Source organism: Streptomyces sp. NPDC008150, from assembly GCF_042956945.1.
Classification (GTDB): Bacteria; Actinomycetota; Actinomycetes; order Streptomycetales; family Streptomycetaceae; genus Streptomyces.
Map to the genome: position 1 here is coordinate 36,468 of NZ_JBIBHJ010000026.1, position 6,401 is coordinate 42,868.

Genomic DNA, 6,401 nt, shown 5'->3' on the forward strand with positions numbered 1-6,401 from the left:
GCGGACCGGACCCAACTCCGTTGCCCGGCGGCCCCGTTCAGCGTGTGCGGTGCGCGGTGCCCGTGAGGCGGGCCAGTGGCTGTGCCTCGCGCGGCGGGCCCCCGTCGAGGTCGCCCAGCCGCCAGGCGGGCACCCAGGGCACTCGGTAGACGTCGATGACGGACTCGACGAGCCGTACGTGCTGGGCGAGCGGCCGGGGCAGCCGTCCCGGGGCGTCCGGCACCAGGACGACCGCGTCCAGGTCCAGCCCGTGCGGTGCCTCGCCCCGGCGGAAGATCTCCAGGACGTGCAGCACGGCGGCCAGACCGGCCGCGTGCGTGCGGGCGACGAGCAGCAGGGACTGCGGATCGCCGGGGGAGGGCCAGTCCCGTCCGCAGTCGTGCCCGCCGAACACGGCGGCGAGCGTGGTCACTCCCGCACCGCCGTGCGCGCCCAGCCAGGAGAACCGCCGGGCGGCGGGCGACACGTGCGGCACCGGGGCGCCGAACGGCCCGCCGGGGGAAGGGACGGCGGCACCGGGCGCGGGCGCGGGGAGCGCCGGGGAACCCGGCATCGACGCGTCCGGTGTCTGGTGCCGGACCGGTGCCTGGGATCCCGCGGCCTCGGGCCACGCGGTGCCCGCCGCAGGCGGGTTCGCCGCCGCCCGCGTGTGCGCGTCCGCGTCCACCGGGCCACGGATCCAGATCTCCGGCCCCCGCCGTACGTCCGGCTCCATGGCCGCCCGCCTCCTTCGTCGCTGTCGCTGTCGCTGTTGCCGTCGTGGCCGTGTGCCGCTCGTGGTCGCCGCGGTGGTCCGGGCGGCATCGCGGGCCGTCGCGCCCGCCGCGAGCGACGAGTGTCGCGCGCATCACGCGCGCGGTGCGAATCGTGAGGCCGCCGCGAGGACGTGCGCGGTGCGAGCGACGAGTGTCCCGCACTCCACGACCTTCCCGAAGCCTTCCCGTTCCCCGGCACGGCACCGCGTGGGGACGGGCGTTCCTGGTGCGAGTCTGTGACGTCACGGTGACCCGAGAACCGCGTGCGGGCGGCGACACTCGGCAGTGGGCCCATCGCCCCAGGAACCCCATCGTGACGCCGAGGAACGCGAACCTCGCGCCGGGAGGAGCACCATGGAACCCGCACGCGTCGTCCGCCGGCTTCCCGGCGCTTCCGATTGAGGGAACCGATGTCTCGACTCAGCCGCGACAACAAGCGGGAAGCGAAGCGCGCGGCGCGTTCGGCGGGCCCGTCGTCCACCCCCGTGCCCCCGCCCGCGGGTGTTCCGGTCGACGTCCGCGTCCCGGTGCCCGGGGGACCGGGGACGGCCGCGGCCGGCGCGTCCGTCGACGGTGCCGGGATCGTCGCGGCGCCCGGCCAGGAGATCCAGCACGCCGTCCTGAACCACCTGCAACGCCTCGCGCTCACCACGGGCGGACCCGTCCTGGCCACCGTCCATGACGAGCGCATCGGCTACGTCGTCCCGCTCCGGGTGCACGGCGACGGTTCGAGCAGCCTCGCGGGCGAGCCGGTGCCGATGGCCCCGCAGCCGTCCGGACCGACGGAACGGCCCCAGTCACCGCCGCCGCTTCCGCAGCCGTACGAGCCGCTGCCGCCGCACCGCGACAAGGCGACCCACGCCCTGCGCGCGGCGTCCGCCGGGACCGGGGAGACCGCGCCGACGTTCCCCCTGCGCGCGGTACCGGAGCCCGTGCCGGGACCGGGCGACGCGGCGTCGGACGACGCGCCGCCCGGCGACGTCCCGGTCGACCACACGGCGGCGCCCGACGGAGCCGCGGCCGACGTGGCCGCGGACGGTGCCACGGCCGAGGACCCCGCGCCCGGCGCGGGAGGACCCGAGGGCGACGCGCGGACGAACGTGCCGACGTTCCCGCTCCGCGCGGTCCCCGGGACAGCCTCGCCGCAGCCGCAGCCGCAGCCGCAGCCGCAGCCGCAGCCGCAGCCGCAGCCGCAGCCCCAACCCCCGGCTCCGCTCGGCGCGTTCGGGCCGCCGCCGGTCATGGACTCCCGTCCGCCGGTCCCGGACACCGTCCGCGCACCGGGCCACGAGGCCGGCCGCGCGCCCGTCCGGGACGTCGCCCCGCGGTCGCCCGCACCGGACGCGGGGGCCGGGCCCGTGCGGAGCGAGGTCCGGCCGGCCGCCGACCCCGTGTCGCCCGCGTTCCTCGGGCTGGAACCGGAACCCGACCCCAGGCCGACCCCGGCGCGCGGCTTCGACGCCGTCGCCGAGGCGGTCCTGAGCGACGAACCGGCGTCCCTGGCGGGTGAGGGAGGGGTGTCCGCGCTGCTCGCGGAGCCGATCGCCCTGATCAACGACGCCGTCAAGGAGGGCCGGATCGCGGCCGCCGCCGAGCTGTCCGAGCAGACCGTGGCACAGGCGGCCCACACCCTTGGCGAGAACCACCCCGAAGTGCTGCGGCTGCGCGAACTCAGCGCGTACATCGCGTACTTGGCGGGCGACCCGGTGCGGTCCCTCGGGCTGTCGCTGGACCTCGTGCGCGTGCGCAGGCGCACGGGCGACGCGGAGGCCGCGTACGGCAATGTGCAGAGCGCCGCGTCGGCGTGGCGTGCCGTGCGGGACCCGGAGCTGGGGCTGCGGCTGGGGCGTGAGCTGATCGCCCTGTGGACCGAACTCGCCGACGAGGACGGCCCGGCGGCCGAGGACATCGAGGAGCTGGAGTCCGCCCGCGCCCGCATGGGCCGCCTGGCCGAACGCGCCCGCCGGGCGTCCGCCCCCACCGCCGACTGACGGAAGAGGCCGCCCGGGGCGGCTCCCCGGGCGTCACTGCACGCAGAACTCGTTGCCCTCGGGGTCGGTCATCACGACCCATTCGCCGGCCGGTTCCCTCACGTGCCGCACCAGGGCGGCGCCCAGCGCCTCCAGGCGCTCGACCTCGGCCGTGCGGCGTTCCGCGCCGACGTGCAGGTCGAGGTGGAGGCGGTTCTTGGCGGTCTTCGGTTCCGGCACCCGCTGGAAGAGCAGCCGCCGGCCCAGCCCGGTGCCCGTCGCCTCGTCGTACGGGTCGTCGGGGTGGCGCACGGCGATCAGGTCCCGGAAGGCGAGCCGCCCGTGGAACTCGACGGCGGCGGCGGGCGGGAGGGCGCCCTGTTCCAGCAACTGCCCGACGAGGGTGCTGTTGTCCTCCACCACGTAGCCGAGCGCGGCGGCCCAGAAGTCGGCCTGGGTGTGCGGGGCGGCGGCGTCGATGACCAGCTTCCAGTGCAGCGGGGCGGCGGCGGGCGATGGCGTCTGCGTCGTCATGACCCCACTCATACTTGCTGGGGGAAGGGCCGGGCAACGGACACCGCCGGTAACCACACGTGAAGTTGACCTGCCGTCAGGCTGCGCCGAGTGGTCGCGCGGGGCTACGGCGCCCCGGCCGGGCGTCAGACCTGCACGTCGCGGTTGGCGACGGGTCCCGGGCCGTCCGTGTCCCCGCCCCCGACGGGACCCGTGCTCGCCGCCGGCCGTGGCGCGCGGGGCGTGCCGGTCCCGGGCCCCGGGAGGCCCGCCGCGAGCCGCGGTCGGGCAGCGCGGCGGTGGGCGGTGCGCAGGGCGTCCCAGGTGAGCAGGGTCAACGCCAGCCAGACCAGGGCGAATCCGGCCCAGCGTTCGGCCGGCATGGCCTCGTGGAAGTACAGGATGCCCAGCCCGAACTGGAAGACCGGGGCGAGGTACTGCAACAGCCCCAGCGTCGACAGCGGGACGCGGATCGCGGCCGCCCCGAAGCACACCAGCGGCACCGCCGTGACGACGCCGGTCGAGGCGAGCAGGGCGGCGTGGCCGGCGCCCCGGGAGCCGAACGTGGCGTCGCCGTGCGCCGAGAGCCACAGCAGGTAGCCGAGGGCGGGCAGGAACTGGATCGCGGTCTCGGCGGCCAGCGACTCGACGCCGCCGAGGTTGACCTTCTTCTTCACCAGCCCGTACGTGGCGAAGCTGAACGCCAGGCAGAGCGAGATCCACGGCGGGCGGCCGTGGCCGACGCTCAGGACGACCACGGCGGCGAGGCCGACGCCGACCGCCGCCCACTGCGCGGGCCGCAGCCGTTCCTTGAGGATCAGCACGCCCATCGCGATGGTCACGAGGGGGTTGATGAAGTAGCCGAGCGAGGCTTCGACGACGTGGCCGCTGTTCACCGCCCAGATGTAGACACCCCAGTTGACGGTGATCACCGCGGCGGCGACCGTCACGAGGGCCAGGCGCCGTGGCTGGCGCAGGAGTTCACCGGCCCACGCCCAGCGCCGCACCACGATCAGGGAGACGGCGACGAAGGCGAGCGACCAGACCATCCGGTGGGCGAGGATCTCCGCGGCGCCGGCCGGCTTCAACAGTGGCCAGAACAGGGGGACGAGGCCCCACATCCCGTAGGCCGCGAAGCCGTTCAGCAGTCCGACCCTCGCGTCGCTCCTCGACCTGGCGGCCACGGCCCCTCCTTCGTGCGCGGCTGCGCGGGTGCAGCCGTGCACGAACGTAACTCCGCCCGCGTCGGCTGTCATGTCCGTATCGCGATTCGGTCATGACAGGCCGGGTGCGACTCCCGTACGGCCCCTTGCCGTACGGGAGTTGGGCGTGCGGGGGCGCGGTCAGCCCTTGAGGGCGGCGGCGATCGACTCGGCGATCGGCGAGGTGGGGCGTCCCGCGAGCCGGGACAGGTCGCCGGTGACCACGCCCAGTTCACCCTTCGCGATGGAGGTGTCGACGGAGGCGAGGACGGCGGCGACGGGCGCGGGCACCCCGGCGCCGGTCAGGATCCCCGCGACCTCCTCCTCGGTGACCCGCTTGTACGCGATCTCGCGGCCGGTCCGACGGCTCAGCTCGGCCGTGTACTCGTCGAAGCTCCAGGCGGTGTCGCCGCCCAGTTCGTACGTGGCGTTCTCGTGGCCCTCGCCGGTCAGCACCGCGACCGCGGCGGCGGCGTAGTCGGCGCGCGAGGCGGACGCGACCCGGCCGTCGCCCGCGGCCTGCACGACGGCGCCGTGTTCGAGGACGGGGGCGAGGTTCTCGGTGTAGTTCTCGTGGTACCAGCCGTTGCGCAGCAGCACGTACGGGACGCCGGAGGCGACGACGGCCTCCTCGGTGGCGCGGTGGTCGTCCGCGAGCGCGGCGGTCAGCGTGCCGGGGGCGCTGGTGTAGGCGAAGAGCGCGACGCCGGCCGCCTTCGCCGCTTCGAGGACCGCGCGGTGCTGGGCGACCCGGTCGCGGTGGAACTCGTTGCCCGACACGAGCAGCACCTTGTCGCCCTCGGCGAAGAGGCCGGTGAGCGTCTCGGGCTCGTTGTAGTCGGCGACGGCGACACGGACGCCGCGTTCGGCGAGGTCGGCGACCCTGGCCGGGTCACGCACGACCGCGGTCACCTGGTCCGCCGGAACCGCGGCGTCGTCCAGCAACTGCTCGACGACGAGACGGCCGAGGTGGCCGGTGACTCCGGTGACGACGATGCTCATGGGGGGCTCCTGGGAAAACGGTGGATGCGGGTGGACGGTCTCCACCGTAGAACCATTACTAACTTTCTGAAAGTACCCACCTTGAAGTAAGGTACGGGCGTGAAGGTGAGCGAAGAACGGGCAGCCCGGACGTCCGGCGTCGACAACCTGGCGGCCTGTCCGCACCGGGTGCTGCTCGAACACGTGACCAGCCGCTGGGGCGTGCTGATCCTCGACCGCCTGCTGGACCGCGCCTACCGCCCCGGCGAACTGCGCCGCGAGATCGGCGGTGTCAGCGAGAAGATGCTCACGCAGACCCTCCAGACCCTGGAGCGGGACGGCCTCGTGCACCGCGAGGCCCGGCCGGTGATCCCGCCCCGCGTCGACTACTCGCTGACGGACCTGGGCCGCGAGGCGGCCGGGCAGGTGCGGTCCCTCGCGGAGTGGACGCGTCGGCGCCAGGAGGAGGTCGCCGCGGCCAGGGAGGCGTACGACGCCCGGGGGTCTCGCTGACGCGGTACGGCCCGGCACGGCGCACGCCGTGCCGGGCCCGTACCCGGCCGTACCGGGTGGGGGCGTCAGCCGATGACGGTCCAGGTGTCGCCGCCCGCGAGGAGGGCGGCGAGGTCGCCCTTGCCCTGCTGCTCCACGGCCGCGTCGAGCTGGTCGCTCATCAGCGCGTCATAGACCGGGCGTGGGGCGGCGCGCAGGACGCCGATGGGGGTGTGGTGCAGGGTGTCCGCGTCGGCCAGGCGCGACAGCGCGAACGCGGTGGTCGGCGACTCTGCGTGGGCGTCGTGGACCAGGACCCGGGAGGCGTTGTCCTCGGTGACGGTGACCACTTCGAGGTCGCCGGTGGTCTGGTTGCGGACGACCCCCTTGGCCCCGTCGGCGCCGAAGCGGATGGGCTGTCCGTGTTCGAGGCGGATGAGGGCTTCCTCGGCCCGCTGCTTGTCCTTGAGGGCGTCGAAGGCGCCGTC

6 protein-coding genes and 1 pseudogene are annotated in these 6,401 nt (G+C 75.1%); 2 read left to right on the plus strand and 5 right to left on the minus strand.

The window, feature by feature from the left end:
- Window positions 1–37: 37 nt before the first annotated feature.
- Entirely contained in the window at window positions 38–553 is a 516-nt protein-coding gene (locus tag ACFZA0_RS37095; protein WP_391025251.1) for a DUF6668 family protein, read from the minus strand.
- A gap of 612 nt (window positions 554–1,165) precedes the next feature.
- Here ACFZA0_RS37095 and ACFZA0_RS37100 point away from each other — a divergent pair.
- Window positions 1,166–2,746, plus strand: a complete 1,581-nt coding sequence (locus ACFZA0_RS37100) for a tetratricopeptide repeat protein (protein WP_391025237.1) — start codon at window positions 1,166–1,168, stop codon at window positions 2,744–2,746.
- A gap of 33 nt (window positions 2,747–2,779) precedes the next feature.
- Here ACFZA0_RS37100 and ACFZA0_RS37105 read toward each other — a convergent pair whose 3' ends face one another.
- From ACFZA0_RS37105 to ACFZA0_RS37115, 3 genes are all read right to left on the minus strand, one after another.
- A complete protein-coding gene (locus ACFZA0_RS37105) occupies window positions 2,780–3,259 on the minus strand; it encodes a VOC family protein (protein ID WP_391025239.1) in 480 nt (159 codons plus the stop codon).
- Between the two features lie 125 nt (window positions 3,260–3,384).
- Window positions 3,385–4,422: an EamA family transporter RarD gene (gene rarD / locus ACFZA0_RS37110; protein ID WP_391025241.1), complete on the minus strand. Its 1,038-nt coding sequence runs from the start codon at window positions 4,420–4,422 to the stop codon at window positions 3,385–3,387.
- A gap of 159 nt (window positions 4,423–4,581) precedes the next feature.
- Window positions 4,582–5,442: an NAD(P)H-binding protein gene (locus ACFZA0_RS37115; protein ID WP_391025243.1), complete on the minus strand. Its 861-nt coding sequence runs from the start codon at window positions 5,440–5,442 to the stop codon at window positions 4,582–4,584.
- A gap of 99 nt (window positions 5,443–5,541) precedes the next feature.
- Between ACFZA0_RS37115 and ACFZA0_RS37120 the strand changes: the two genes are divergently transcribed.
- Entirely contained in the window at window positions 5,542–5,934 is a 393-nt protein-coding gene (locus ACFZA0_RS37120) for a winged helix-turn-helix transcriptional regulator (RefSeq protein WP_391025245.1), read from the plus strand.
- Window positions 5,935–5,999: 65 nt separating this feature from the next.
- Here the strand turns inward: ACFZA0_RS37120 and ACFZA0_RS37125 are convergent.
- Window positions 6,000–6,401: pseudogene (locus ACFZA0_RS37125) on the minus strand (2-oxoacid:ferredoxin oxidoreductase subunit beta); the annotation flags it as partial.

Excerpts from the sequence above, each read along its gene's own strand:
- ACFZA0_RS37115 (WP_391025243.1), bottom strand. The coding sequence starts at position 5,442 with ATGAGCATCGTCGTCACCGGAGTCACCGGCCACCTCGGCCGTCTCGTC.
- ACFZA0_RS37105 (WP_391025239.1), bottom strand. The coding sequence starts at position 3,259 with ATGACGACGCAGACGCCATCGCCCGCCGCCGCCCCGCTGCACTGGAAG.
- ACFZA0_RS37100 (WP_391025237.1), top strand. The coding sequence starts at position 1,166 with ATGTCTCGACTCAGCCGCGACAACAAGCGGGAAGCGAAGCGCGCGGCG.
- ACFZA0_RS37095 (WP_391025251.1), bottom strand. The coding sequence starts at position 553 with ATGCCGGGTTCCCCGGCGCTCCCCGCGCCCGCGCCCGGTGCCGCCGTC.